The following is a 24357-nucleotide window of genomic DNA, read 5'->3' on the forward strand; positions in this document are numbered from 1 at the left end:
ACTTTTAAGAGTAAAATTTATTGCTGTAAAGAGTAATTTAGTTTACTATCTAAAGTAAGGAGGTGCTATTAATGGAAAATATTAGACTTAATGTTGCGTTGTTGAGAAAAAAGGTTCCAAACCTTACATCTGCAGCTAAATCTGTAGGACTGAGACCTGCCACCGTTTCAAATTTGTCCACCGGCAAAATACCGGTCGGCAGGGCAGAGGTACGGACGATAGTCGCTCTGGCAGAGCTGGCTGGCTGCAGTTTGGATGAACTGATTTTAAGAGGGGAGAGTGTGGAAATGATTAAAACTGGCATTAAAACTTTGGACTTATTTGCGCCAATTGCAAAGGGCGGTACTGTTGGGCTGGTTGCGCGGCCGGGAATGGGGCAATTAGTTGTACTGGCGGAGATGCTCTACCGACTGAAAAGTGAAGGGTATGTCACCATTCTCATAAAACCGAAGGGTAATCACCCAGAGCTTGACGATATTCTGGATGATGTCGATTACGTAACAAACAATATCGAAGAGACATATAAGGTAATGTTAAAAGAAGGTACAGAGAAAGATTACGTACTTACAGCCGACAGATCCTATGTAATATCAGGTGAAATGTTCACATTACAGGAAACTTTCGATGACAATGGAATCAGCCAGGTAACGACATTCCTGATGGATTTGAAAGGAGAGGCTGTCGATGAAGACCTTCCGTATGGCCCTCTTGATACTTTATGGCAATTCGATGCCGACCTTGCAGCACGTCATAAATACCCTGCCATCAACCCAATCTACTCAACATCCTCCATCCTAGAGGGGTCATATTTAGACCCTGTACACCATAGCATTCAACAAAGAGCGCAAAAGCTTTTACGCAGGTACAGAGAATTGCGGGCGATCGTCAATGTACATGGCATCGAACGCCTTCCAGCTGCCGAGTCGCAAATTTATAAGCAAGGCGAGAAATTGGAGGCATATTTGACGCAGCCTTTCTTTGTAGCGGAAGCATACACTGGCAAGAAGGGAGAGGACGTGAAACTCGAGGAAACGCTAAATGATGTGAAAAGAATACTTGAAAACCCTTCTAGTATATCCGAAGCCAATGAGCTAAATTTTATTGGGAGTTTAAATTGATGATGCAGGCCCAATCATTTGATTGGGCTTTTCCTGTTCCAATCCTTTTGGATATAAACATCTGAATCCGTCAATCTTAATAGAGATATTTAATCAGGGAAGGTGGAAGGAGCACTATGAACAGGAACAAAAAACATTATATGCCGTTTTTCTTCCTCCTTTTCATCCACACTTCTTTAATGATGTATGCCTTCTACAAGAATAAAAACCGAAAGAGGATGCTCATCACTCTTTTATCGGGAATGGGTCTTTGTTTTATTTTTGAATACTTCATTTTGAGTCTTTTTAAAGCTTATCGCTACAAGCCTAAATTGTTCAAAAATAAGGATTTGGACAATTTTTTTGGTGCAATTATGTCCCAGGCAGTTTTTGTTCCATTCACCGCCATTTTTATAACAGCTTTCAAAATTGGTTGGACAGGAAAAGTCTTATTCGCTATTTTTTTCGGGCTAATCGAGAAACTTTTCTTGTTTACGGGTATCCATAGAAATAATTGGTGGAAGACGAGATATACGGTTATCCTCATTCCGCTTTTTTTTAATATAAATGATTTTTGGTATCAACAACTACGAATTGGAACACCTATGTTCCATTTTAGCTCATTATTCCTTGGCATCCTGGTCAATGGACTGAACCTAATGTACTCCATGTCGATACTAAGAAAGTTCAGATTTGGTTTTGAAAGATGGCATAGCTGGAAGGAACACTTTAAGGTAGCACCAATCTATTCATTTATTCTATCAATGGCAACAGCATTAATTATTAAAAATGACAGTGGATGGAAAGGAATTTTACAGGCTTTCAGTTTCACTAAGATTATGGATGTTCTGGTCATGAAAAGTGGGATTGCCAAAAGAAATTTCCGCCATTTTATTATTAATAATTTAATTCATTTATTCATGATTTTTTGGGCTGCTTTATTAAAAAAGTGGATATATATAGACCTGCGAAAGCGAAAGGGAACAACTGCTGAAGTTGAAAAGTAAAAGAGCCAGCATCCAATCTGGCTCTTTTATAATTAATAGCGACCCACTTGAAGCTGTTTATATACCTCTTCGCGTACTTCATGCAATGTGCCGGGATCAAGCAGCTTACTGGTGCTTATTTTTAAATATGTCTGCTCATCAATAGTGCCTTCCTGCTGCAATTTATCAAGATGTGGCAGACGGAAATTTCCGATAGGCAAATAGGCAAGGTACATATTTTCGCCATTCTGTTTTAAAGATATTTTGATACCTTTAAGAACGGGAAAAAAATAAGATGAATAATCTTGCTCAATAACCAGGTCCTCCTTTAACGCATTCTTAATATATGGCAAAGTAGTCGGCAGTGAGATAAAGTAGATCATTTGGTCATAGGAATAATGCAATTCTGATACCTTGAACCCATAATGTACAGTAACGCGGTTGGAATAATGCTTTTGTGAAAGATTATATAAGGGCCTGCTTGTTAAAGCGGAAGCCATGAAAAAGAAAAGGGTAGCAAGAATAAATGCCAGTTCAATCAATATTCATAAACTCCTTAAAAGAAACTACCGTATTTTTACCTGCGCTTTTAGCTTTGTATAGTGCCTGGTCAGCAGCTTCTATCAATTCATTTTTAGTGGTTATTCCAGAATGGTCTGTACAGGCTATTCCGATACTCACGGTTAATGTGCCGCTAGGCTGTGTCTTTTCACCAGGAAAGCTTGCTTTCTCTACGTTCGATCGAATTGTTTCCGCTATTAATTCAGCTTGTTCAAGATGGGTGCCAGGCAATAGGACAACAAATTCTTCTCCGCCAAATCGGAAGGAAAAATCATCAGGTCTTAATGAATTAACAATGACTTTTGCCAGTTTCATCAACACTTCATTCCCCAGCAGGTGGCCGTTTTTGTCATTGAACACCTTAAAGAAATCGATATCAAAGATGATTAACGAAAGAGGACTATTCCGATTTTCTTTAACCGGGAAGTTTTCATTTAGAATTGTCTGGAATGCCCGTTGGTTGAGAAGACCTGTCAATCCATCGCGTAAAGCCATTTCCTCAATTTGCTCATATAGATTAGCATGGTCAAGAGCGATCGCAGCCTGGTTCGCCAGAGGAAGGATATTTTCAGTATCCATCAAGGTAATCGATCTCTTATTTACAATATTATCAATCAGCAGGATTCCGATATTCTTACCCTGGTTAATCAAGGGGATCACCGCAAATTCCTCAGTCTGGAACAAGTCTTTAATTAGTACCTGTGACGGATCCTCTTTTGCGATGCTCTGAACAATAACTGGTTTTTGACTTGATAATGCTAGCCCAAAGACGTTATGTTCATCAATTGGTATATCCAATGAACGTAAAATAGCATTCAACTCCGGGTCGGTAAAATTGCTGTCAAAGTTATGTTCAATTAAATCACTGAGTTTTAGTCTGTCTTCTGAAATCTTTTCCCAAACTTCATAGCCTTTTTTTACATCCATAGGGCCAACACCAACGATCCCCTTAAGGGACTTAGTTTCATTGGAGGCAAGAAAAATCATCGCTCTGTTAAATCCAAGGCCATGGCCCGCTGTAACCGATGTCAAGATCACTTTCAAAAGCAGATCCTGCTGAAGAGTGCCCTGCATCGTTGTGCTCACTTCACGAAAGACCTGTAAATGCTTAGATTGCTCCATGAGCATATACATCCAGACGTGGTGGTCTTTCTTTTTCTTAAGTAAATATTGCGAAATGTAGCCGGCACTCGCCCCGATTACCAAATAAACGGGAAGAGCTGCCAAAGGGAAGCCTTCTGTATGTAAATAAACGATTAGAACACTAATAAGGGCTGCCACTATACCCCCAACTAATTTAAAAGAATAACCCGCAGTCGCGGTAAATAAAAGAATAGTCCAGCTTAATTGATTACTTCCATAAAAATAAACTGCAGTCTCAACAAGGATCAATGATGCAGCAGAGAAGACCAGTTGGTTCAAAAAAGCGCTTACATGAAATCTTAATAAATTTGCTGTCAGTGATATGCCAACAGCTGCAATGACTAATAAAAAAATTGCACTCAGCTTGCTCACTCCTAAATTTGACTCATACTTCTATTTTACTATTTATTTGATAAATAGATAGGATGTTTTTATCATGTTAAATGATTTCACTCACTTTACTGTCAGCAACATTCAACGCTGATAGTTAAATTCATCATGAGCACTGCCAAATTTTTAAATAAATAACGGCAAGTTAAGGAAAGATAAAGATATCATCAGTGCATTGGGGTGTGAAAATGGAGGACAAGACAAAAATCCGCCTGACTGCGGCAGAAATGTCTAGTTTGTGGACGCAATATATAAATGATACAGTCTCTGTTTGTGTTTTGAGTTATTTTATCAACAACATAGACGACAAAAAGATAAAAGAAATCGTGGAGTTTGCTCTCGGCGCATCACAAAAAAACATTACTCTTTTAAAGGAGATTTTCGATCGTGAAGATTTTCCCTACCCAATTGGTTTCACAAAGAAAGATGTGAATATCCATGCTCCACGGCTTTTTTCCGATACATTCGCAATGATGTACTTAAGGCATATGTCCATTCTCGGAATGGCAGCGAATACTGCGGCAATCGGTCTTGGAACGCGGCCTGATGTGATTAACTTTCATAAAAGTGTCTTGAAATCTGCGATCGGACTGCAGGATTTGACACGGGAGGCAATGTTGGAGCAAGGGACATACATAAGGCCACCATTTATTTCAGTCCCAGATAAGGTTGACTTTGTTGAGAAACAAAAATTCCTTTCGGGAATCAAAAGCAGGAGACGGGCACTTACCTCAGTAGAAATAACGCATTTGTTCATGAATATACAAACCAACCAAATAGGAAAGGCACTGATCATGGGATTCATCCAAGTGGCTCAGGACAAAGAGGTCAAAGGATATTTGCAGAGAGGAAAGAAAATCGCTCAAAAACATGTCGATTTGTTTAGTGATATCCTTAAGAATAATGACATCCCGGCCCCCATGTTTTGGGATTCAGCTGTAACAGACAGTACAACACAGGTATTTTCAGATAAACTTATCTTATTCCATGTCTCAGCAATGATCGCCGCAGGTATCGGGAATTATGGTGCCGCTATGGCAGCAAGTCCGCGCAAGGATATTGGACTGAAATATGCTTCGCTGATTCCTGAAATAGCCCTTTATGCAGAAGATGGTGCCAATATCATGATCAAAAACTCATGGTTGGAGGAACCTCCGATGGCTGACGACCGAGACCAGCTGTCCGGGATGACATAAAGGACTGAAAATTGGGTGTCCCATATCCTTTGGGCCACCCTTAATTATTATTTGATGTATCATGAATAGAGAAGAGCAGTTCTTCCTGCTTATTTGGTATTCTGTAAATTTGGAAATTTTACGGGAGTGTTAACTGATAAATGATCTCGGTATGATCGGTAAGCTAAAACAGTGTGATTATGGGAATGGACATCAAGCTGTAAAACTTTTGCATTTTTTGTCTCTAGATAATAGCTCATGTCACCCTGTACGAGTGCATAAAACGATAAAGTCACACCCAGGTATTCTTTCTTTACAACTGTTGCATCAGGATGATTCTTCACGAAATCAGCTATTTGCTGAACAGAAGCTGAAGAGGTCCCTGTAATGGAATAAAGGGTCTCCTTAGCGTGACTATATGCATGATTTAAAGTCGTTTTTGCTTTATTAAACAGATTATTAAACGAAAGGTTCAATATCATTCCTCCATCTAAGAATTTTTTAGATGTAGTTAATATACCCCTGAATATTAATGAGAATCCTCTTTACGGTTTATTTTTCTTCTTATGAAATACCACCTTAAAATCGGAGGAACTACAAAATAAATGAAAAATAACCTAAATAGCTGAAAGCCTGAAATAATTGATAAATCAGCATTTACCTCATGTGCGATTATCCCCATTTGATCCATTCCGCCTGGTGCCAGACTTAGAAAACTTGTAACTATATTGATGTTTAAAGTGTCTGATAAAAAGATACTTAACACCAAAGATCCGATTACAAGCAAGAAACCACTCAACAAAGCGAGAATGATGGTGGATGCTTTCTTCTTTAATTTCTCAGGTTTTAATAACATACCAATATAGCCGCCTATCATCAGTTGTGAAGCATCCATGACTGATGATGGCAGAGTTGGGCCTGTATAGTTAGAATAAGTCATTATTGCTGTACCTAATAATGGACCAAGTAAAAATGGAGTAGGCAATCTCAGTTTCTTGCCAATAATCACTCCGAGGATACATACTATAGAAAATATAAAGGCCATAAATGGGTCAAAAATCAATGGATCTGAGCTTGCCAATTCATTCTCCATATGACTGATATCGAAAATTGGCCCGAATATGATAAAAGGAACGACAAAAACAATCATCAATAATCTGGATACTTGAAGGAAGGTAACCGTTGTGACATCAATCCCCTTCATTTCTTCTGCAAAAATGATCATTTGTGACAACCCGCCTGGAATGCTGCCAGTCAATACTGTGGGATAATCAACACCGGACAGCTTTGAAATAACTTTAGACATCAAGGCAGCGGATGCAACCAGAATCACCGTCATGATCAGCATTGCCGGGAGGTTTTCTATGATATTTTCAACAGAGGAGCTTGTAAAGGAAAGTCCGATTGAATAACCGATGAGTATTAAAGCTGTGTCTCTTAAGGCCCTCGGCCAATATAATGATAATCCTTTGAAGCGATCAGCAATCAGAATTGCCGACATCGGTCCGAGTAGCCAAGGAACCGGAATTGATAAGAATGAAAACACCAAACCACCAGACAAGGCTATCAAGAATGCTAATATAAATGAATTTTTACTTACGGTTATTCTCAATGCTGCACCTTCTATAATATTTTTTACCATCCAAATAGTGGCAATACCATCCTAGCATATTATTTTTACCAGGTGTAAGTGATATCAGCCTAACACTGGTTTATTCGTTTTTATGTATGTATGAATGAAACCTAACATTGGGAGATGATTTAATGAATCATGTAATTAATAGCTTTGAAGAATTAAGGACATTGTTCGGCGAGCCTAGTGAGCTGGCCAAACGTAAGGTCATATCTTTCGTAGACGACCATTGCCGTAACTACATACACCATTCACCGTTTCTTGTTTTATTTACCTCTGACGAAAACGGCTACACAGACGCTTCCCCGAGGGGAGATGCACCTGGATTTGTGCTTGTTCTGGACAAAAACCGAATTGTGATTCCAGACCGTCCCGGTAACAAGAGAATGGACTCATTGAAAAATATTATATCCAATCCAAGGGTAGGCCTGTTATTTCTTATACCTGGGATGTCTGAAACCTTGAGAGTGAATGGGAAGGCCAGTTTGACACGGGAGCCAGAGCTACTAGAAAGAATGAAGGCCGGCGGGAAGAATCCTCTGCTTGGAATCGTAGTTAGAAGTAGAGGAATGCTATATACAATGCGGAAAAGCGTTGAAGCGCTCCGGCTTATGGGATCCTGAACGCTGGGCTGATTCATCTGATTTGCCATCAGGTGCAGAAATTTTGGCAGCACACGCCAAGATTCCAGGTACCTCAGATGCTGATATACAGAAGAGGTTGGAAGAAGGATATAAAAATAGACTTTATTGAGAAGATGCCAATTATTAAGCCCTTATGAGTGAAGTTCGCAACATTTAAGGGTTCATTTAGTCATTAAAGAGGCCCTTATGCGAGAAATTCACTTCCTAAAGGTGCATGTATAACAAGTCTCATTATTAAGTGAACAAAGCTGCCAAAAGGCAGCTTTTGTCTTGAAAAGGTTTACGGATTTTTTGATATTCTGCTCTGTATAACTTCGTTCAAACGGTCTGGGTAATTGGTAAACATTCCTGTGACTCCCCATTCCAGAAGCATGTTCATATCTTCCTTTTCATTTACCGTATAAGGGAAAACCATTAAACCAGAATCCGTAACCTTTTTAATATAGCCTGGACTAACTGCCGTATAATGCAAGCCAACCCCAACCGCATACTCTTTGATTTTGCTTATTTCACTATCGGTAATGATCGCTGGAGCGTAGTAGGACAACAGTTGGACCAGGGGAATCGACTCATCTATCTGGTGGATTTGCCTTAAACTTTCTCCACTGAATGATTGAACAATAACATTGCCAAATGTCTGGTGGACACCGATTAGATTGTATTCACTCAGTATATTTATTAGCTTTTCTTCCATCCCAGGATAGACTTCAGGCGATTTTGTTTCAATGAAAAACTTCGAATCTGAACCGAACCTCTCAATCACCTCACGCAAGGTAGGGATTTGAAGTCCCACATACTCGGTACTCTTTTTTTCTGGGAAAGCTTCATTAAACCATGATCCTGCATCAAGTTTCTTTATTTCCTTCAGAGTAAGATTTTTGACCAGCCCGTTTTTATCGGTTGTCCGGTCAATTGTTTCGTCATGCAGTGCAATCAATTCTCCATCCTTGGTCATTTGAAGGTCGATTTCAATGTAATCGCCATCCATGACATTCCCTAGTTCATAAGCATGCAATGTATGTTCAGGTGCATGGCCCGAGGCACCACGATGTGAGATATTGATTCCCTTTATTTGCCCGTAATCCGAGGAGATTTCCGCTATAGCAAAATTTGATGAAGCTCCTGATAAATAAATGACCATTGCTGCTATTGCCATCAAGCGAATATATCTCACCAACTCCAATTTCCCTCCCAAGAGTATTTCTTACGTTGCATAATGGAGATTTATAAAAACGCGTACCGATTAAGTGTGAATATTATTTGCATCTTTACAAGTTATATGTCAGTTATTATGAGAACTACTTCCAAACCTTCCACCAGTTGCGTTTTGTTTGTTTTGAAGCGGCCGTCTCCCTGAAGCTATCGACCATATTTTTAAACATTTCATCCCGTTGCCGGATCTCCCGGCGTAACTCTTCACGTTCACTTTGTAGGGTGCGGACAAAATAATCTCGTTCCTGATTAATGACCTGGTTTAGATTCGATAGCTCCTGATTTGTTGTCTCACGACTATTTGAAACATAGTCCGCAAGTATTTTAAACTCTTCGGAAACTGTCTCGGTTGTCTCATTCAGGCGTTTTGCCAAAAGTGATAATTCCTTATTTGTACCGGATGACAGCTTATTGACCGTGCTTTCTAGTTTGATAATTTTTTCATTCGTGCCTTTTGAGGTCTTAGTCAAATTAGATGTCAAAGAGGCAATTCGTTCGGAAGTGCCCTTCGAGACATTCGAAAGACTTCCCGATAGTGCATTTATTTTTTCGGAAGTACCTTTTGAAACCTTCGCAACACTATCGGTCAGCTTCGTTATTTTATCAGTCGTACCCTGAGAAGCTTTAGTTACAGAATCCGAAAGCTTGCTGAACATTTCTGTCGTACCTTTAGAAACTTTTGCAAGATTCGTACTGATTTCGGAAGTGCCTTTCGAAACATTCGAAAGCTCTGAAGATATGGTTCCGAGACGTTCGGAACTATCTTCCGAGGTTTTGGCAACTGTTTCAGATAGCACCATAATATGTTCATTGGTTTTTTCACCTGTTTTATAGATAGAATCGGAAAGGGTTTTTACTGTTGTAAAAGTACCTTTGGAGATTTCTTTTTTTACTTCCTCCAGAACTTCCTTTCGAATGCCGTTCCTGATCTCTGCTTTTACTTCTGCAAGCAAGGACTCTTTATATTGTTCCATTGCCAACATAAAAGTATCATAATCATTTGAACTGCCTGCCGGAGAAGCGGCTGGCATATTCGGCTTTACCGTAAGGCTGTTTTCCTGTGGAGTTTGTTCGGAAACCGCATCAGAGCTCATATGTCTCTGTAAGAGCTCCCGAATCATTTCTTTGCTAAGATTTTTATCACGCATTTGTTTGATCTTCATCAATTGGTCTAATTCAATATCCGTATAAAATCTTGCACCTTGTTTCGTTCTTGGAACGATCAACAACCCTGCAAGATCTTTTTCCCATTGTCTAATGGTGCCGGACGGAACATTTATTTTCTTGGACACCTCTTTGATTGTGTATGCCTTCATGAATTGAGTGTCAGTCATCATGCACATTCCTTTCTGTTTTGGTTTATGATAAATTCGATGTCCTATTACAATTCAGCAAGAACATTCCTGTTTTCCTGCATGGTGACAAAAGCTCTCAAAAGTAGTGGGGTTTCAGCATAACAATCAGAAATCATACAGTTTTCGCTATCTAGGTTAAGGAAAATGATGATTTGTCGTGATGAAATCCTTTTTTTGATTTACAATAGTCATGTAGGCCAATATTTAGGCTAAGGGGGATTAAAAAGTTACAAGAAGATTGTCGGAAAATGATTGCCCTCAATACATAATTTTAGATTGATTACGAATATTTCACGCTTTTTGGAGGGGTAGAACAAATGTCTGAGGTTAAAGTCCGTATTGAAAAGGATTTTCTTGGTACGAAGGAAGTTTTAGCGGATGCGTATTATGGCATTCAAACTTTAAGGGCTGTTGAAAACTTCCCGATAACTGGGTATAGAATACATAGTGAACTTATAAAGGCAATGGCAATGGTGAAAAAAGCTGCGGCACTTGCCAATATGGAAACAGGAAGGCTGTACGGCGGCCTTGGAGAGGTCATTGTAAGAGCGGCTGATGAAATTATCCAGGGGCAGTGGCATGAACAGTTCATCGTTGATCCAATTCAGGGAGGAGCTGGGACCTCCATCAACATGAACACAAATGAAGTAATTGCCAACCGCGCGTTGGAATTACTTGGTGAGAAAAAAGGGGATTATTTCACATTAAGCCCAAACTCTCATGTAAACATGGCACAATCGACGAATGATGCATTTCCTACTGCGATGCACATTTCTGTGCTTTCTCTTTTGGACAAGCTATTGGATACTATGCAAATCATGCGCGATGTTTTTTCCCAGAAAGCCAGGGAATTTGATGCTGTTATTAAAATGGGCAGGACCCACTTACAGGATGCTGTGCCAATCCGTCTCGGCCAGGAATTTGAAGCATATACAAGGGTAATTGAACGCGATATCGAAAGAATTAAGCATACTCGCGGCCATCTCTTCGAAGTGAATATGGGTGCAACTGCCGTGGGGACCGGGCTAAATGCAAATCCTAAATACATCAAAAATGTTGTCCGCCACCTTTCTGAAATTAGCGGATATCCATTAAGGAATGCCGACCATTTAGTAGATGCGACACAAAATACCGATGCTTATACAAGCGTTTCTGCTGCCTTGAAGGTTTGCATGATGAATATGTCGAAAATAGCCAACGACTTACGACTGATGGCTTCAGGTCCTCGAGTGGGCTTCAACGAGATTTTCCTTCCTTCAAGACAACCAGGCTCATCCATTATGCCAGGCAAGGTGAATCCGGTTATGCCTGAGGTCATCAACCAGGTTGCTTTCCAGGTTATTGGAAACGACCATACGATCTGTCTTGCTTCCGAAGCAGGCCAGCTCGAGTTGAATGTCATGGAACCAGTGCTTATTTTCAACTTGATCCAATCGATCAGTATCATGAACAATGGTTTTAAGGTGTTTACTGACCATTGTCTTGTCGGGATTGAAGCGAACAAAGAGAAACTCGAGAAAGATGTAGAGAGGAGCGTAGGCATCATTACTGCTGTCAATCCGCACCTGGGTTATGAAGCTGTTTCAAGAATAGCAAGAGAAGCAATCCTGACAGGGAAGTCAGTTAGGGAATTGTGTCTTGCGTATGATGTCCTGACAGAAGAAGAGCTTGATTTAATCCTGAATCCATATGAAATGACAAACCCTGGGATTGCAGGGGAAGAGCTATTGAATAAAGATTAATTGCAAAAAGCCGTTGTCCCAGGACAACGGCTTTTGACGATTTTAACTCCCAAAAGTATTAAGTTGTGCTTCCTTATTTGTTTGCTTTAACCTTATAACCAAAGCGATTGACCCCAAGAAAAATGTAGCGATTCCTGCACCAATCAAGACTCCAGAAACACCAATCCATTTTGCGAGCATTGCACCGGCTGCAGGGGCGACTAGCATGGAGAATGTCTGCAGTGACATTGCCGCTGCTGAAACTCTTCCCATCATTTGCTTGGGTGTTTCTGACTGAAGGACATAACCATATGGGACCCCTCCAGCAGAGCCTAGAATACCAAGCAGGAACGCACCTGACATCCAAAGAATCTTCGGTAAGTAAAATAATCCCATGACACCTGTTCCGATTACAAGAATCAATAAGCCGCTTACAACGGAGGCAGAAGCCATTAGGTGAATAGGCTTATGTTTCCAGTCTGTCCACCTGCCCAGGAGAAGGGCGCCAACAACACTCCCAAAACCGACAGAGCTTACGAGCAAGCCGAACTCTGCCTGGGCAAAACCAAGTTCCTGTGCCATAAAAATAAATAATCCGTCGTATAGAAAAATAATGAAGAAGGCAATGGAGGAGAGGATGATTGCTGCTTTTAAAATGCTCGCAGAGTATATATGAGTAATTCCTTCTGAAAGTTCTTTAAAATAGGATGCCTTTTGAAACACACGAAGATTATCATCTGTTTCAATATTAGGCAATGTAAATAAAAGCAGTATAGCAATCAAAAATCCGGCACCTTCAAAGATAAATGGGCTTTTAACGCCATATAGCGCTATCATTCCACCACCTAGAGCAGGACCAATAATTTTCATTGTATTGACGGAAAGCTGGCTTAAAGTAACAGCCTCAGGTAGCTCTTCCTCAGGAACTATATGTCTGATTACACTTTGTCTGGCAGGATCATACAAAGCGGCAACAGCAGCCTTAAGGAATACAAACAGCAGCAAGACGTACAGGTTAGGAGCAAAAAACAATCCGGTGACAAAAAGGATCCTTAACCATAGGCATGAAATCATGAATAACTTTTTCGGAAGTTTATCAACAAATACACTACCAAGCGGTCCAATTATGACCCATGGGATACCCATGACAATGATGACGGATGCAATAGCGGTCTCGCCCAGTCCCCAGTGGTATGCCACAATCACCTGAATTGCGATAAAATCGAGCCAGTTCCCTAAGTCTGAAAAAACCTGCGCGCCAAAAAGTGAACGATAAGCCTTATTTCTTAACGGTTTGAACATCCCTGCCGTCATGTAACAGCCTCCTATTGGTCAGCTTTCAATGCGGATTCTCGCCGTAAAAGCTGTTTCTCCCCTAGATTTTTAGGATCCTGCCCGGCAGGCAGGTTATCACTCTTTATGGAAACAAGGGACTCTTCAATCCATTTTATTTCGGCCTCGAGCTTTAATTCTGCGTATCGCATTGCAAGCATTCCAAGGCTGCTTATATGAGAAGTATTGTTTTGCTTCCATTCCTTGACAAAATTTAAAATTTCCTGTGACTCCTTAGCCCTTGCTTGTAAATGGCCAGCCAGGATGCTTAAATCCATTTCATCGTGCCAGGCTGCCATTTTAATGAATAACTCATCCTTAATGGAAGGAGGCTCTGGTCTTTTTGCCAGCCAACTTTCCAGCTCAATCCAGCCTTTCCCTGTCAGTTCGTAAAGCTTTTTCTTCCGGCCTTCTGTTTCGGCTTCAATTATGGTTATATAACCCTGGTCTACAAGCTTCTTGAGTTTTGGGTATAAACTTCCGTAACTCATACCCCAGAAAAGTCCGGCTGCTTTATGCTCAAACTCCGCCTTAATATCATAACCGGTACTAGGACGGAAGCTAATCACTGCAAGGATCGAATGTTCAATTGACATGTTCATTACTCCTTAATAATAATATTTATATATATCAATTTGATATATCGATATGATATGTCATTGCTGAAAAATTGTCAAAAAAAAATTAAAAGCTGTTTTTTTACTGGACAAAGGGGAATTAAGCCATTAAAGAAACGACAAGTTGCCAAACCAAAATTGCATCTAAAGAACAGGAGGAATCAACTTGGCATTTCGAAAACCTTACGAGATTGCACAGCTGACCATAGACTCAGGCGCAAATAAGGCATCAATGCCCGTGAAGAACATGTTGGCACTAGGTTTTCTTGGCGGAGCTTTTATCGCAATTGGTTACCTTTTGGACATCAGGGTAATCGCGAATCTCCCGCATGAGTGGGGGACTTTTGGAACTTTCCTGGGTGCCGCTGTTTTTCCTCTCGGCCTGATTTTGATCCTTTTAGCCGGTGGTGAACTGCTGACGGGGAATATGACTGCCATTTCAATAGCCAGTCTTGCGAGGAAAGTAACAGTTAAGAAGCTATTGAATAATTGGTTTTGGATAACACTAAGTAACTTTGTAGGTGCACTTTTTGTAGCCTATTTTTTTGGACATATTGTCGGATTAACTGAATCGGGTCCTTATCTTGACAAAACAGTCGCAGTAGCAGGCGCAAAACTTGATGCTGGCTTCTGGGCGGCATTTTTCTCGGGGATTGGTTGTAATTGGCTTGTTGGTTTAGCAGTTTGGCTCTCATATGGGGCATCTGACATGACGGGGAAAGTTTTGGCCATCTGGTTCCCGATTATGGGCTTTGTAGCAATCGGATTCCAGCACGTTGTCGCAAACATGTTCGTCATCCCGGCAGCGATTTTTGCTGGATACTACAGCTGGGGTGAATACTTTACCAATTTTGTACCCGTTTATTTAGGCAATGCAGTAGGCGGTGGTGTCTTCGTAGCTTTGATTTATTGGATGAGTTATAAAGATAGCCTCAAAAAACAAACTGAACAACCTGAGGGCCAATTCTCAAAGGCAAGCGCAAAAAAACGGGCAGCGGGTAAATAAAAATGGAACCTCTGGGGCAGAGGTTCCATTTTTATGTCACGGGTTTATTTGATAATAACCCAAGAGATTTTAAACCATTGTAAATACCCGAATCTGTGAAAGCGGTTGTCTTATGTTTTGCATATTGAAACAGGTCAGGATGCGCATTGCCCATCGCGAAGCCTTCACCTGCACTTTCCAGCATTTCCCGATCATTCATTCCGTCTCCAAAGGCAATCGACTCTTCGCGTTTGATCCTAAGTTTTTTTAGAAGAAATTCGACACCGATTCCTTTATTTACATGATCACGAATGACATCGTGGCAATGCTGCATACCCTCGACGTTCACCTGAGAAAAGTGGATTCCATTCTTGAATTCGTATAGTGAATCACCATTTTTTCCAGCAGTTATGACTGTCATGCCAAGAATTTTTTCAATCACTCCTTCAGTAAAAATTGCATTCTGTCGTAAATGGAATTGCTTGAGAAAGGCTTGTACCGATTCGGATTCCAAACTGGTCAAGTAATTTTTTTCATGCGTATAGCAAACAACTTCATGGCCATGTGCTGCTGCCACATCCAATATGTATTTTACATCCTCAGGTTGCATTGGTTCAGCAAAAATCGTTTCGCCTTCATAAATTCCCAGTGCTCCGTTATATCCGATAAAAGAAGCGATCTGAAGTTCCTCTGCAAGCTCCGATATCTCATGGAGAGGACGCCCTGTCGCCAAAACTACCTCAATTTCTTGTCTCTTCATTTCAATGATGGCTGTCTTCGTAGAGTCCTCGATGGTATCATCAGGTCTTAAAATCGTTCCGTCTATGTCCAGAAATAAAATCTTGTAGTGTCCCATGGCAATTTCTCCTGACTTCAAAAGGATAGTATAAGTGTTACACAAGCACCATGAAGTAATCAAATATTTGAATAGCTGGAAGGTGAGGGGGCACCTTGTTTAATAGAATTAACAAAAGGGTAAACTTTAACCAAGAAAACAACAGGAAAGGAGATGATTCGAATGTTATGGACAATAGCAGGAATATTGCTGGTACTCTGGTTGCTCGGACTGATTTTTGAAATAGCCGGCGGAATCATCCATATCCTCCTAGTAATAGGAATTATCTTGATTGCATATAAGGCGATCAAAGGACGGGCATCTGGTTGATACGAGATTTAAGGGCAGCGGCAAATCGTCGCTGTCTTTTACTTTGCATTCATACGGCTGGACTGTTTTTTAAGTGAATTGTCTTATTAGTGACCTGCTTTTCTAGTATCTGGAATTCCATGGCATAAATCGGGCTTATTGGCGCCCTGTTTTTAAAATTTGCAGGATTTTAGGTCACCAATCGGGCTTGTTGGCGCCCTGTTTTTAAAAATTGCGGGATTTTAGGTCACCAATCGGACTTATTGGCGCCCTGTTTCTGAACATTCCGGGATTCCAGGTCACCAATGGACATTATTGGCGCCCTGTTTCTGAACATTCTGGGATTCCAGGTCCCAATGGACATTATTGATGCCGTGTTTCTTAAAAATAAGGACTATAAAGTCACCCAAAAGGCTTTTGGTGCCAGGTTGTCAGAAACCTGGAGATCTTAGACCCAAATCCAGCTTGGTGGTATTCTGTTATTCAAATCTGAATGAATAAGGTCACCAATAAGTATCATTTAATAAGTGCCATTTCCTTTATATTCATTGGTTTTTCGTAATACAATGACAGTACATACTTTTAAAGGGAGAGTGGATGTCCAATAATGAATATAAATCAGATAGCAAATACCTTATTGGGGCGGACACCCTCAATTTTGGGCCATGAAAAATTCATCAAATTCGCAGTGCTGCTGCCGTTAGTGGAAGTTAATGGTGAAGCCCATATTTTATTCGAGGTACGTTCCCTAAAGATGAGAAGACAGCCTGGTGAGGTTTGTTTCCCGGGCGGGAAGATAGAAGAGGGAGAGGATCCCCAAAAAGCAGCGGTCAGGGAAACGTCGGAAGAACTCGGAATAAAGGAAAGCGAGATAATCGATGTTTTTCCTTTGGATTACATGGTGTCTGCATTCGGCACTATTATCTACCCTTTTGTGGGTAGAATAAGTAATTTAAACAACATCATTCCTAACGAAGCGGAAGTAGGGGAAGTATTCACTGTTCCTCTGTCTTTCTTTAAAAAGAACCAGCCGGACAGTTATAAAATAAACTTTCAAGTAGAACCCGAAGATGGATTTCCTTTCGATTTGATCATTGGCGGCGAGAACTACAACTGGCAGACAAGAACGATGGATGAATATTTCTATCGCACGAACGGCAAGGTGATTTGGGGACTTACAGCAAGAGTGCTGACCCATTTTATTGAATTAATGGAGCAACATAATCTCAAAGAGTAGGAGCGCATATTTTTGCGCTCTTTTCTTCTGCCCAAAACCATTATCTTGAAAAAACGGTTTAAAAACTCCGGCGGGTACGAGAAAATGACTTTTAAATCCCATTTCTTCATATTTTAACAAATTCCCATTTTGCTAATATTATTCATTGCATAATATTATTGGCATTTCACTACCAGTGACAAATCTCCTATTTCCTTGTAATAACAGAAATAAATAGGAAAAAAGGTTGCGGTTGGTAGATTTATTATTTATAATTTTAAGATAATTATTCATAGAAAGTTGGGTAAAAATGAAACTGTACATATCAGTGGACATGGAAGGGATTACTGGTCTGGTCGACCATACCCATGTTGACTCTTCAAAGCACAATTATGATCGAGGCAGGAAAATCATGACACAGGAAGCGAACTATGTAATTGAGAAAGCATTTGAGACTGGCTGCCAGGAAGTCATCGTCAATGATAGCCACTCCAAGATGAACAACCTTTTAATAGAGGATCTTCATCCGGAAACACAGTTGATTACCGGAGATGTAAAGCCATTTTCCATGGTTCAGGGGTTGGATGACAGCTTTGGTGGAGCAGTATTTGTCGGATACCATGCCAGGGCATCGATGAGCGGAGTGATGTCGCATTCGATGATTTTCGGCGTTCGCCATATGTGGATCAATGATGTTCAAATTGGCGAGCTTGGATTCAACGCTTACATAGCAGGTCATTATGGGGTACCTGTTATCATGGTGGCAGGAGACGATGGGGCTGCCCGTGAAGCAGAGTCATTGATCCCTAACATTACAACTGCTGTAGTTAAACAGTCAATTTCAAGGTCTGCGGCAAAATCTTTAACACCAGTTAAAGCGGGTGAACTGCTTGCAGAGAAAACTGAGTTGGCTATTAAAAACAAGGATAAAGTGAAACCGCTTACTCCTCCTGAGAATCCTGTGTTAAGAATTGAATTTGCCAATTATGGACAAGCAGAGTGGGCAAACTTGATGCCTGGAACAGAAATTGAAGAAGGGACCACAATTGTCCGCTATCAGGCTAAGAATATTCTAGAAGCCTATCAAGCTATGCTTGTGATGACAGAACTCGCTATGAGGACGACTTTTTCATAGAAGGTTTCCATTAACCTCCAGAACTGACATAAAGAAATGATAAGGATGTGAGTTAATGCTCCATTACATACTCAAACGACTGGGCTCGATGGCGGTCACCTTGTTGGTCATCATCACGTTGACCTTCTTCTTGATGCACTCAATTCCTGGCTCTCCTTTTAACGAGGAGCGGACGACGAGCGAAGCAGTCCAAAAGAACCTTGAAAGTTTCTATCATTTGGATGAGCCTTTATACGTTCAATACTTTATATACTTAAAATCGGTCGCGACTTTCGATTTTGGGCCTTCTATTAAAAAGTCCTCACAGACTGTAAACGAAATGCTTGGCAGGGGATTCCCTGTTTCATTCGAGCTGGGAATGATCACGCTGATCGTCGCTATTTTTTCTGGCATCCTCCTGGGAATCATTGCGGCACTTCGACATAATGGTTTGATTGATTATCTTGCAATGACAGTAGCCGTAGTCGGTATTTCGGTTCCAAACTTTGTCATGGCAACCCTGCTGATCCAGCAGCTGGCCGTTACATGGGAGATCCTTCCGGTTGCCACCTGGACCAGTCCGAAACATATGATCCTGCCAACATTGGCACTTGCTACCGGACCTATGGCAATCATCGCCCGTTTGACGAGATCCAGCATGCTTGAGGTCTTGACTCAAGACTACATACGGACAGCAAAGGCAAAAGGCCTGTCACCTGTAAAAATTGTGTTTAAACATGCTTTAAAGAATGCATTGCTTCCAGTTGTCACGATTCTTGGCTCATTGGCAGCTAGTATTCTTACAGGAACTTTCGTAATCGAAAAGATCTTTGCGATTCCAGGCATGGGCAAGTACTTTGTCGAAAGCATCAACCAACGTGACTACCCTGTCATAATGGGAACAACGATTTTTTACAGTACAGTATTGATCATGATGCTTTTCCTTGTAGACCTCGCCTACGGCATTCTTGACCCAAGGATCAAGCTTCATAAAAAGGAGGGAAAATGATGGCTCTGCGTAAACATCAGGAACCGCCTGCAGTCTCGTCCATTCCTGACGACTGGTTTGTTCCTATTGAAAAAAATGACTCGGAAGCAGAAGCTGTTGTCAGGCCCAGCCTGTCGTATTGGCAGGATGCATGGAGACGCCTCCTGAAAAACAAGCTTGCAATGATGGGGTTATTCTTCTTATCTGTTTTGACATTCATGGCTATTTTCGGGCCTATCATTTCGCCTCACACTGTTGACCATCAGGATTTGGTCAATCAAAATCTTCCGCCGTCAAGTGAGTATTGGTTTGGAACCGATGAGCTGGGGCGGGATGTATTTACCCGGACTTGGTATGGGGCACGTATATCATTATTCGTCGGCATTGCTGCAGCATTGATTGATTTTCTTATCGGGGTCATTTATGGCGGGATTGCAGGCTATAAAGGCGGCAGAACAGACCATTTCATGATGAGGATTATTGAAGTTCTTTACGGGCTTCCATATCTGCTTGTAGTTATTTTAATCAGCGTAGTGATGGGGCCTAGCCTTGCTACGATCATTTTCGCACTAACGATTACTGGCTGGATAGGGATGGCGCGGATTGTCCGCGGCCAAGTCCTGCAAATCAAGAACTACGAATACGTGTTAGCATCTAAAACATTCGGAACGAAAACTGCAAGAATCATCCGAAAAAATCTGTTGCCAAATACGATGGGACCAATCATTGTGCAAATAACACTTTCCGTTCCATCTGCTATCTTTGCTGAAGCATTCCTCAGCTTCCTTGGTTTGGGAATCCAGGCACCGCTTGCGAGCTGGGGATCGATGGCAAGTGATGCTTTGCCGGTTATTTTATCAGGTGACTGGTGGAGGCTGTTTTTTCCGGCATTCTTCATTTCAATGACAATGTTTTCGTTTAACGTTTTAGGTGATGGGCTTCAGGATGCACTTGACCCGAAGCTAAGGAGGTAGGCAGCATGGAAAAAGCACTTGAAGTAAAAGACCTTCATGTTTCATTCAAGACTTACGGCGGTGAGGTTAAAGCTGTCCGTGGAGTCACTTTTGATTTACATAAAGGGGAAACTTTAGCGATTGTAGGGGAGTCTGGTTGCGGGAAAAGCGTGACTTCACAAAGTATCATGAGATTGATTCCGGAACCACCCGGCAGGTTTGATGGTGGCTCCATCGTTTTTAAAGGGAAGGATCTGACGAAGCTTAAGGATTCTGAGATGCGAAAAATTCGCGGGTCTGATATATCGATGATTTTCCAGGATCCGATGACTGCATTGAATCCGACTTTGACAATCGGGGATCAGCTGACTGAAGGGATTCTCCAGCACATGAACCTGTCAAAGGAGCAAGCAAAGAAAGTGGCAGTACAAATGCTTGACCTGGTGGGAATACCGAGCCCACAAGTCCGCCTGAAACAATACCCTCATCAATTCAGCGGCGGTATGAGGCAAAGGATTGTTATCGCCATGGCGCTAGTCTGCCAGCCGGAGGTTTTGATTGCGGACGAGCCGACAACAGCGCTTGACGTGACAATCCAGGCTCAGATTTTAGAATTGTTCCGTGATATCCAGAAAAAAACAGGCGTCTCGATTATCCTGATTACCCATGATTTAGGAGTAGTTGCACAAGTCGCTGATCGAATCGCAGTCATGTATGCTGGTAAAATCGTCGAAACAGGGACCAGGAGAGAGATTTTTTACAATCCACAACATCCATATACGAAAGGACTATTGAATTCTGTTCCGCGTTTGGACGTGGATGGTGCTGAGCTGATACCGATCGGCGGGACTCCGCCTGATTTATTCTCTCCGCCAGTTGGATGTCCTTTCACAGCCCGATGCCCATATGCAATGGAGGTTTGTGATAAAGTCTACCCTTCAGCAACAAAGCTTTCCGACAGCCACGGTGTGGACTGCTGGCTCCAGGATGAGCGAGCGCAAAAATTGATTGCAAGCAGATAAGGTTCAAACAGGCTAATGCCTTTTTGATATAAATTTAGATCAACATAAGGGGGAAACAGAGTGAAAAAGTTCTTAACCATGCTCATGGCAGCAATGCTTGTATTCACGATGGCTGCATGTACCGCAAATGAAAACACGGGTAAAGAAACAGACGGAAAAGACAATGGTGAAAAAGGAGAAGAAAAAGTCCTTTACCTCAACAACGGCCAGGAACCAACTTCCTTTGACCCGCCAATCGGTTTCGACTCAGCTTCATGGAACGCTTTGAACAACCTGATGGAAGGTCTTACACGTCTGGGTAAAGACCACCAGCCAAAAGCAGCAACTGCAGAAAAGTGGGATGTATCTGAAGATGGAAAGACATATACATTCCACATCCGTAAAGATGCAAAATGGTCTAATGGCGACGATGTAACAGCGAAGGATTTCGAATTCGCCTGGAAGCGTCTATTGGATCCTGCAACTGGATCAGCTGCAGCTTTCCTTGGGTATTTCATTGAAGGCGGAGAGGAATTCAACAGCGGAAAGGGTTCTGCTGACAATGTAAAAGTAAAAGCAGTAGATGACAAGACGTTTGAAGTTACTTTAACAAGCCCGCAGGCATATTTCTTAAGTGTCATTGCCAACCCGGCATTCTTCCCGATCAATGAAAAAGTTGCGAAGGAAAACCCTGAATGGTTCTCCGAAGCTGACTCATTCGTAGGCAACGGACCATTTAACCTTGCAAGCTGGGAGCATGACACAAAATTCGTCATGGAAAAGAATGAACAGTATTGGGACGCTGAAAACGTAAACCTTGACCGTGTTGAATGGGCAATCGTTGACGACACAAACACTGAGTATCAAATGTATCAAGCTGGGGATCTAGATGTTTCAGATGTTCCAGCAGAATTAAGTGATAAGTTGTTTGAAGAAGGAAAGGTACAGGTTGAAGATCAGGCAGGAGATTATTTCTACCGCTTCAATGTTACAAAAGAACCGTTCCAGAATGTAAATATCCGTAAAGCCTTTGCACTTGCTGTTGACCAGCAAAAAATCGTTGACTTTGTTACAAAGAACAAAGAAAAAGCTGCATATGGATTTGTTTCTCCTGGATTCCAGGATCCATCAGGCAAGGACTTCCGTGAAGTAAATGGAGATTTCAATAAAACTGATGTAGAAGAAGCTAAAGCTTTACTAAAGAAGGGAATGGAAGAAGAAGGCTACACTGAACTTCCTGAAGTGACCCTGACGTACAGCACTAGTGATGTCCATAAAAAAATCGCTGAAGCATTGCAGCAAATGTTCAAAGAAAACCTTGGCGTAGAAGTCAAGCTTGCGAACATGGAATGGAATGTATTCGCGGAAGAACAGAAAGCACTAAAGCACCAGCTTTCCCGCAGTTCATTCCTTGCTGACTATGCTGATCCAATCAACTTCCTGGAAAACTTCCAGACTGGCCACTCCATGAACCGTACTGGCTGGGGCAATCCGAAGTATGATGAACTAATTCAACAAGCAAAAAATGAATCTGACGAAGCAAAACGTTTTGAATTAATGTATGAGGCAGAGAAGATTTTGTTTGAGGAAGCACCAATCTTTACTGTCCACTTCTATAACCAAGTATATCTTCAAAATGAAGCAGTAACAGATGTTGTCCGCCATCCGGTAGGATACCTTGAATTAAAGTGGGCAGATAAGAAGTAATGATTCTAAGAAAGAGGTGTTCATCTTGGAACACCTCTTTTTTTACTAGTACATACTATTTGAAAATATCCTTAATACATATGAATCTTATTTTTGCGGCAAAGGAGGCCTGCTGCTTTTACCCAAAATGGTCTGGGGACTGAATTTCGGGCAGAGCAGTTCCGATGCATTTACCGAAAAGGAGCTGGAAACTAATTTTGGGTAAAAGCAGTTCCGTTGCATTTACCTAAACGAGCCGGTGAACTGAATTTGGGGCAAAGCAGTTCCGTTGCATTTACCGAAAAGGGTCTGAGAACTGAATTTTGGGCAAGGCAGGCCTGCTGCATTTACCCAAAATGGTCCGGGAACTAAATTTCAGACAGAGCAGGGAATCTAACTTTATCCAGTGCGCTCTTAAAGTAGTCAATAAAATAGTTATGTCTACTTCGAAAAAACGTTAATAAAAGGGAGTCGGTTGAAATGACAATGAAGCCCGATCGTCTAAAAAAAGGGGATACCGTGGCAGTCATAGCGCCAGCGAGTCCGCCTAATAAAGAAAACCTTAAGCGCGGCTTAAAATTCGTCGAGGATTTAGGGCTCAATTATAAATTAGGAAAATCACTTTATACTGAATATGGCTATCTTGCCGGGAATGATGAAGAGAGACTGGCAGACTTACATGAGATGTTCCTTGATGATGATGTCAAAGGAATCATCTGTGCTGGCGGCGGTTATGGCACAGCTCGAATTGCGTCAGCGATAGACTATGATGTTATTAAAAATAATCCTAAAATCTTTTGGGGCTACAGCGACATTACATTCTTGCACACTGCAATCAGGCAGCAGACAGGACTGGTAACTTTCCATGGTCCAATGCTTGCTTCGGATATTGGCAAAGAAGAAGCTAATCAAATTTCCAAGGATACATTCCAGCAATTGTTTACACCAGCAGAGCTAAATTATTCTACTGAGCTTTCGCAAATTGAAGAACTGGTCCCAGGATCCGCAGAAGGATCATTAGTTGGCGGAAACCTCTCGCTTCTTTCAAGCTCTATGGGCACACCATTTGAAATTGATACAGAAGGTAAGATTCTGCTTATTGAAGACATAAATGAAGAGCCGCGGGCTGTAGACAGGATGCTGAACCAGCTGTATATGGCTGGCAAGCTCCAGGAATCAGCCGGAATCATTGTCGGTGACTTTAATAACTGCGTACCAGAAAGAGAACTTTCTTTAACTCTGGAAGAAGTTATAGACCATTACATGAAACTTGCCGGTAAACCAACTCTCAAAGGATTCAAAATGGGGCATTGCTCTCCTCACATTGGTGTGCCACTCGGGGCGGCTGCATCCATGAATACCAAAGAGAAAACATTATTTGTTGAGAGTGGGCTCAAATAGAAT

The 24357-nt window shown here is 41.5% G+C and carries 22 protein-coding genes and 1 pseudogene; 14 read left to right on the top strand and 9 right to left on the bottom strand.

Translation table 11 applies throughout. From position 1 onward, the window contains the following. Nucleotides 1-71: 71 nt before the first annotated feature. Both ACH0QE_RS15940 and ACH0QE_RS15945 read left to right on the top strand, forming a co-directional pair. The gene (locus ACH0QE_RS15940) at nucleotides 72-1118 is read left to right on the top strand and encodes a hypothetical protein (protein ID WP_415801566.1); all 1047 of its coding nucleotides are present in this window, start codon (nucleotides 72-74) and stop codon (nucleotides 1116-1118) included. A gap of 116 nt (nucleotides 1119-1234) precedes the next feature. Next, nucleotides 1235-2104: a hypothetical protein gene (locus ACH0QE_RS15945; RefSeq protein WP_415801567.1), complete on the top strand. Its 870-nt coding sequence runs from the start codon at nucleotides 1235-1237 to the stop codon at nucleotides 2102-2104. Between the two features lie 32 nt (nucleotides 2105-2136). On the opposite strand, the gene ACH0QE_RS15950 is transcribed toward ACH0QE_RS15945, so the two are convergent. Together ACH0QE_RS15950 and ACH0QE_RS15955 are read right to left on the bottom strand one after the other, a co-directional pair. After that, the gene (locus ACH0QE_RS15950) at nucleotides 2137-2625 is read right to left on the bottom strand and encodes a hypothetical protein (protein ID WP_415801568.1); all 489 of its coding nucleotides are present in this window, start codon (nucleotides 2623-2625) and stop codon (nucleotides 2137-2139) included. Further along, a complete protein-coding gene (locus tag ACH0QE_RS15955; RefSeq protein ID WP_415801569.1) occupies nucleotides 2618-4159 on the bottom strand; it encodes a GGDEF domain-containing protein in 1542 nt (513 codons plus the stop codon). Before ACH0QE_RS15955 ends, ACH0QE_RS15950 begins: the two co-directional genes overlap by 8 nt. Before the next feature lie 206 nt (nucleotides 4160-4365). Here ACH0QE_RS15955 and ACH0QE_RS15960 point away from each other — a divergent pair, with 206 nt between their 5' ends. Then, the gene (locus ACH0QE_RS15960) at nucleotides 4366-5373 is read left to right on the top strand and encodes a DUF3231 family protein (protein ID WP_415801571.1); all 1008 of its coding nucleotides are present in this window, start codon (nucleotides 4366-4368) and stop codon (nucleotides 5371-5373) included. An 89-nt stretch (nucleotides 5374-5462) separates the two neighbouring features. Here the strand turns inward: ACH0QE_RS15960 and ACH0QE_RS15965 are convergent, their stop codons facing one another. Next, complete coding sequence (locus ACH0QE_RS15965; RefSeq protein WP_415801572.1) at nucleotides 5463-5828, bottom strand: hypothetical protein; 366 nt, start codon at nucleotides 5826-5828, stop codon at nucleotides 5463-5465. Nucleotides 5829-5881: 53 nt separating this feature from the next. After that, nucleotides 5882-6964: an AbrB family transcriptional regulator gene (locus ACH0QE_RS15970; RefSeq protein WP_415801573.1), complete on the bottom strand. Its 1083-nt coding sequence runs from the start codon at nucleotides 6962-6964 to the stop codon at nucleotides 5882-5884. Nucleotides 6965-7116: 152 nt separating this feature from the next. Between ACH0QE_RS15970 and ACH0QE_RS15975 the strand changes: the two are divergent. Continuing rightward, nucleotides 7117-7738: pseudogene (locus tag ACH0QE_RS15975) on the top strand (pyridoxamine 5'-phosphate oxidase family protein). Nucleotides 7739-7909: 171 nt separating this feature from the next. Here the strand turns inward: ACH0QE_RS15975 and ACH0QE_RS15980 are convergent. Both ACH0QE_RS15980 and ACH0QE_RS15985 read right to left on the bottom strand, forming a co-directional pair. Beyond that, on the bottom strand, nucleotides 7910-8794 hold the full coding sequence (locus ACH0QE_RS15980; protein WP_415801621.1) for a glycerophosphodiester phosphodiesterase: 885 nt from the start codon (nucleotides 8792-8794) through the stop codon (nucleotides 7910-7912). Nucleotides 8795-8927: 133 nt separating this feature from the next. Further along, nucleotides 8928-10178 carry a MerR family transcriptional regulator gene (locus tag ACH0QE_RS15985; protein WP_415801574.1) on the bottom strand — a complete coding sequence of 417 codons (1251 nt, stop codon included), beginning with the start codon at nucleotides 10176-10178 and terminating at the stop codon, nucleotides 8928-8930. Between the two features lie 335 nt (nucleotides 10179-10513). Here ACH0QE_RS15985 and aspA point away from each other — a divergent pair, with 335 nt between their 5' ends. Beyond that, nucleotides 10514-11938, top strand: coding sequence for an aspartate ammonia-lyase (gene aspA / locus ACH0QE_RS15990; RefSeq protein WP_415801575.1), 1425 nt, complete (start codon nucleotides 10514-10516; stop codon nucleotides 11936-11938). A gap of 42 nt (nucleotides 11939-11980) precedes the next feature. Here the strand turns inward: aspA and ACH0QE_RS15995 are convergent, their stop codons facing one another. Together ACH0QE_RS15995 and ACH0QE_RS16000 are read right to left on the bottom strand one after the other, a co-directional pair. After that, nucleotides 11981-13231 carry an MFS transporter gene (locus ACH0QE_RS15995; RefSeq protein WP_415801576.1) on the bottom strand — a complete coding sequence of 417 codons (1251 nt, stop codon included), beginning with the start codon at nucleotides 13229-13231 and terminating at the stop codon, nucleotides 11981-11983. A gap of 11 nt (nucleotides 13232-13242) precedes the next feature. Then, nucleotides 13243-13845: a helix-turn-helix transcriptional regulator gene (locus ACH0QE_RS16000; RefSeq protein ID WP_415801577.1), complete on the bottom strand. Its 603-nt coding sequence runs from the start codon at nucleotides 13843-13845 to the stop codon at nucleotides 13243-13245. A 187-nt stretch (nucleotides 13846-14032) separates the two neighbouring features. Between ACH0QE_RS16000 and ACH0QE_RS16005 the strand changes: the two genes are divergently transcribed. Beyond that, nucleotides 14033-14872 (top strand): formate/nitrite transporter family protein, encoded by an 840-nt coding sequence (locus ACH0QE_RS16005; RefSeq protein ID WP_415801578.1) that lies wholly within the window; start codon nucleotides 14033-14035, stop codon nucleotides 14870-14872. 31 nt (nucleotides 14873-14903) lie between these two features. Here ACH0QE_RS16005 and ACH0QE_RS16010 read toward each other — a convergent pair whose 3' ends face one another. Further along, nucleotides 14904-15707, bottom strand: coding sequence for an HAD family hydrolase (locus tag ACH0QE_RS16010; RefSeq protein ID WP_415801579.1), 804 nt, complete (start codon nucleotides 15705-15707; stop codon nucleotides 14904-14906). A gap of 162 nt (nucleotides 15708-15869) precedes the next feature. Between ACH0QE_RS16010 and ACH0QE_RS16015 the strand changes: the two genes are divergently transcribed. The 8 genes from ACH0QE_RS16015 to ACH0QE_RS16050 all read left to right on the top strand — a co-directional run bounded on the left by ACH0QE_RS16015 (nucleotide 15870) and on the right by ACH0QE_RS16050 (nucleotide 24354). Continuing rightward, the gene (locus ACH0QE_RS16015; protein ID WP_167830891.1) at nucleotides 15870-16016 is read left to right on the top strand and encodes a lmo0937 family membrane protein; all 147 of its coding nucleotides are present in this window, start codon (nucleotides 15870-15872) and stop codon (nucleotides 16014-16016) included. Nucleotides 16017-16602: 586 nt separating this feature from the next. Further along, nucleotides 16603-17232: an NUDIX hydrolase gene (locus ACH0QE_RS16020; RefSeq protein ID WP_415801580.1), complete on the top strand. Its 630-nt coding sequence runs from the start codon at nucleotides 16603-16605 to the stop codon at nucleotides 17230-17232. Between the two features lie 289 nt (nucleotides 17233-17521). Beyond that, nucleotides 17522-18346: a M55 family metallopeptidase gene (locus ACH0QE_RS16025; protein ID WP_415801581.1), complete on the top strand. Its 825-nt coding sequence runs from the start codon at nucleotides 17522-17524 to the stop codon at nucleotides 18344-18346. Between the two features lie 55 nt (nucleotides 18347-18401). After that, nucleotides 18402-19334 (top strand): ABC transporter permease, encoded by a 933-nt coding sequence (locus ACH0QE_RS16030; RefSeq protein WP_415801582.1) that lies wholly within the window; start codon nucleotides 18402-18404, stop codon nucleotides 19332-19334. Then, nucleotides 19334-20287, top strand: a complete 954-nt coding sequence (locus ACH0QE_RS16035) for an ABC transporter permease (protein ID WP_415801583.1) — start codon at nucleotides 19334-19336, stop codon at nucleotides 20285-20287. The genes ACH0QE_RS16030 and ACH0QE_RS16035 overlap by 1 nt, the downstream gene beginning before the upstream one ends. A gap of 5 nt (nucleotides 20288-20292) precedes the next feature. Continuing rightward, nucleotides 20293-21288, top strand: coding sequence for an ABC transporter ATP-binding protein (locus ACH0QE_RS16040; protein ID WP_415801584.1), 996 nt, complete (start codon nucleotides 20293-20295; stop codon nucleotides 21286-21288). A 78-nt stretch (nucleotides 21289-21366) separates the two neighbouring features. Further along, complete coding sequence (locus ACH0QE_RS16045; protein WP_415801623.1) at nucleotides 21367-22974, top strand: peptide ABC transporter substrate-binding protein; 1608 nt, start codon at nucleotides 21367-21369, stop codon at nucleotides 22972-22974. 459 nt (nucleotides 22975-23433) lie between these two features. Further along, entirely contained in the window at nucleotides 23434-24354 is a 921-nt protein-coding gene (locus tag ACH0QE_RS16050; protein ID WP_415801585.1) for a S66 peptidase family protein, read from the top strand. Nucleotides 24355-24357: the final 3 nt, after the last annotated feature.

This window comes from Mesobacillus sp. (genome assembly GCF_047739415.1).
GTDB lineage: Bacteria > Bacillota > Bacilli > Bacillales > Cytobacillaceae > Mesobacillus.

What these genes read in the sequence shown, in the direction of transcription:
- ACH0QE_RS15940 (WP_415801566.1), top strand. Translation starts at nt 72, where the DNA reads ATGGAAAATATTAGACTTAATGTTGCGTTGTTGAGAAAAAAGGTTCCA.
- ACH0QE_RS15945 (WP_415801567.1), top strand. Translation starts at nt 1,235, where the DNA reads ATGAACAGGAACAAAAAACATTATATGCCGTTTTTCTTCCTCCTTTTC.
- ACH0QE_RS15960 (WP_415801571.1), top strand. Translation starts at nt 4,366, where the DNA reads ATGGAGGACAAGACAAAAATCCGCCTGACTGCGGCAGAAATGTCTAGT.
- ACH0QE_RS15985 (WP_415801574.1), bottom strand. Translation starts at nt 10,178, where the DNA reads ATGATGACTGACACTCAATTCATGAAGGCATACACAATCAAAGAGGTG.
- aspA (WP_415801575.1), top strand. Translation starts at nt 10,514, where the DNA reads ATGTCTGAGGTTAAAGTCCGTATTGAAAAGGATTTTCTTGGTACGAAG.
- ACH0QE_RS15995 (WP_415801576.1), bottom strand. Translation starts at nt 13,231, where the DNA reads ATGACGGCAGGGATGTTCAAACCGTTAAGAAATAAGGCTTATCGTTCA.
- ACH0QE_RS16000 (WP_415801577.1), bottom strand. Translation starts at nt 13,845, where the DNA reads ATGTCAATTGAACATTCGATCCTTGCAGTGATTAGCTTCCGTCCTAGT.
- ACH0QE_RS16010 (WP_415801579.1), bottom strand. Translation starts at nt 15,707, where the DNA reads ATGGGACACTACAAGATTTTATTTCTGGACATAGACGGAACGATTTTA.
- ACH0QE_RS16015 (WP_167830891.1), top strand. Translation starts at nt 15,870, where the DNA reads ATGTTATGGACAATAGCAGGAATATTGCTGGTACTCTGGTTGCTCGGA.
- ACH0QE_RS16020 (WP_415801580.1), top strand. Translation starts at nt 16,603, where the DNA reads ATGAATATAAATCAGATAGCAAATACCTTATTGGGGCGGACACCCTCA.
- ACH0QE_RS16025 (WP_415801581.1), top strand. Translation starts at nt 17,522, where the DNA reads ATGAAACTGTACATATCAGTGGACATGGAAGGGATTACTGGTCTGGTC.
- ACH0QE_RS16030 (WP_415801582.1), top strand. Translation starts at nt 18,402, where the DNA reads ATGCTCCATTACATACTCAAACGACTGGGCTCGATGGCGGTCACCTTG.
- ACH0QE_RS16035 (WP_415801583.1), top strand. Translation starts at nt 19,334, where the DNA reads ATGGCTCTGCGTAAACATCAGGAACCGCCTGCAGTCTCGTCCATTCCT.
- ACH0QE_RS16040 (WP_415801584.1), top strand. Translation starts at nt 20,293, where the DNA reads ATGGAAAAAGCACTTGAAGTAAAAGACCTTCATGTTTCATTCAAGACT.
- ACH0QE_RS16045 (WP_415801623.1), top strand. Translation starts at nt 21,367, where the DNA reads ATGCTCATGGCAGCAATGCTTGTATTCACGATGGCTGCATGTACCGCA.
- ACH0QE_RS16050 (WP_415801585.1), top strand. Translation starts at nt 23,434, where the DNA reads ATGACAATGAAGCCCGATCGTCTAAAAAAAGGGGATACCGTGGCAGTC.